Here is a 1,808-nt window from a genome sequence, read left to right as displayed (position 1 = left end):
GGCGCCGACGGGACCGGCTGCGCCCTCGGCGGACACGACGCGCGTGTGGACGCGGCGCTCGCGGCCCTCTACGGCGATCCCGACGGGGGCGAACTGGAGGCGAAGGACCACCTGAAGGTCGGGCGTGGCAGGAGCGCGCCGCGCGTGGCCCGCTGGCTGGGGGAGGTGCGCGAGCTCTTCCCGCAGGAGACGGTGCGCGTGATGCAGCGCGACGCGATCGATCGGCACGGCCTGCGGGAGCTGCTGCTGCAGCCCGAACTGATGGAGGCGGTGGAGCCCGACGTGGACCTCGCGGTGACGCTTCTGAGCCTCAAGGACGTGATGCCCGACGAGGCGAAGGAACGCGCCCGCGTCGTGGTGCGCCGCGTCACGGACGAACTCCTGAGGCGACTCCAGGAGCCCCTGAGGACCGCCGTGAGCGGCGCCCTGAACCGGGCGGCGCGCACGAACCGCCCGCGCCCTCGCGACATCGACTGGAACCGCACCATCCGCGCGAACCTGCGGACGTACCGGCCCGAGCGCCGGACGCTCGTTCCGGAACGCCTCGTGGGGTACGCGCGTGCCCGTCGTCAGTTGCGCAGCGTGACGCTGTGCCTCGATCAGAGCGGCAGCATGGCCGACAGCGTGGTGTACGCGGGCGTGTTCGGCGCGGTGCTCGCGGGCCTGCCCGCCCTGAGGACGAACGTGGTGGCCTACGACACGTCGGTGGTGGACCTCACCGAACACCTGAGCGACCCGGTGGACGTGCTGTTCGGCGTGCAGCTCGGCGGCGGCACCGACACGCCTCAGGCGCTGCGCTACTGCCGCGGTCTCCTCACGGCGCCCGAGGAGGGCGTCCTCGTGCACGTCAGCGACCTGTACGACGGTCCGGGCAGCGCGGAGACGCTGGCGCTCCTGCGGCAGTTTCACGAAGCCGGCGTGACGGTGGTGGTCCTGCTCGCCCTCGACCGGGCGGGGCGGCCCTCGTTCGATCGGGCGAACGCGCGGGCCATCGCGAGCCTCGGCATTCCGGTGTTCGCCTGCACGCCCGAGCACTTCCCGGACCTGATGGCGGCGGCGCTCGAACGCCGTGACGTGGGCGAGTGGGCCTCGGCGCGTGGTCTGGGCGTGGTGGGCGGGGAGTCTTCCGGCGCGTCCTGAACCTCAGTCCTGTTCGAGGCGGGCGGCGACACGGCCCAGAAGTTCCCTGAGCCGCGCGCGGTCCGCCTCGTCGAGGTCTCCGAGGACGCGGTCCTCGTTGGCGACGTGCAGGGCGAGGACCTGGTCCACGCGCGCGCGGCCCTCGCCCGTGAGGCGCACGAGGATGGCGCGGCGGTCCGTGGCGTGCGAGGTGCGCTCCACCAGCCCGCGCGCCTCGAGCGCGTCCACGCGCTTGGTGATGGCGGGCGGCGTGATGGCCATCAAGGTGCCCAGCACCGAGGGGAGGAGCCCCTCGGGCGGTGCGGAGCGCCTGAGGGTGGCGAGCACGTCGAAGTTGGCGGGCGTGAGGTCGTGCAGGGCGAAGAAGCGTTCGAGTTCGCGGTCGAGCAGCGCGCTGACCCGCTGGATGGAGATGACGGTCAGCATGGGCGTGGGGTCCACGTCGGGGCGGGCGCCGCGCCAGTCGCGGGCGACGCGGTCGAGGAGGTCGCGGGTGTTCATGCGTCCGATGATGCCCGGTCCCGCGCGAGCAGCGCGACCGCCGCGAGCAGCAGGGCGGCCCCGAGGAGGTCGGCGGCGGAGACCTCGCGGACGGCCTGCCCGAGCAGACCGTAGTGGTCGATGACGCGCGCCCCGATGATCTGCCCGAGCGTGACGGCGGCGGTGCT

At 73.5% G+C, this 1,808-nt stretch carries 3 protein-coding genes; 1 reads left to right on the top strand and 2 read right to left on the bottom strand.

Annotation, left to right across the window (positions count from 1 at the left end; genetic code table 11):
- Window positions 1-1,140: VWA domain-containing protein (locus tag DEIPI_RS31150; RefSeq protein ID WP_045234336.1), on the top strand; the 1,140-nt coding region annotated here is incomplete at its 5' end.
- A gap of 3 nt (window positions 1,141-1,143) precedes the next feature.
- Here DEIPI_RS31150 and DEIPI_RS0113925 read toward each other — a convergent pair.
- Both DEIPI_RS0113925 and DEIPI_RS41890 read right to left on the bottom strand, forming a co-directional pair.
- Window positions 1,144-1,641 carry a MarR family winged helix-turn-helix transcriptional regulator gene (locus DEIPI_RS0113925; RefSeq protein ID WP_027482167.1) on the bottom strand — a complete coding sequence of 166 codons (498 nt, stop codon included), beginning with the start codon at window positions 1,639-1,641 and terminating at the stop codon, window positions 1,144-1,146.
- Window positions 1,638-1,808: DMT family transporter (locus tag DEIPI_RS41890; protein ID WP_211238297.1), on the bottom strand; the 171-nt coding region annotated here is incomplete at its 5' end. The genes DEIPI_RS41890 and DEIPI_RS0113925, both read right to left, overlap by 4 nt.

Origin of the sequence: Deinococcus pimensis DSM 21231, from assembly GCF_000519345.1 — a bacterium.
Classification (GTDB): domain Bacteria; phylum Deinococcota; class Deinococci; order Deinococcales; family Deinococcaceae; genus Deinococcus_A; species Deinococcus_A pimensis.
The sequence above is the reverse complement of the archived record's forward strand: the minus strand, read 5'-3'. Positions and strand labels throughout refer to the sequence as shown.

Excerpts from the sequence above, each read along its gene's own strand:
- DEIPI_RS0113925 (WP_027482167.1), bottom strand. The coding sequence starts at position 1,641 with ATGAACACCCGCGACCTCCTCGACCGCGTCGCCCGCGACTGGCGCGGC.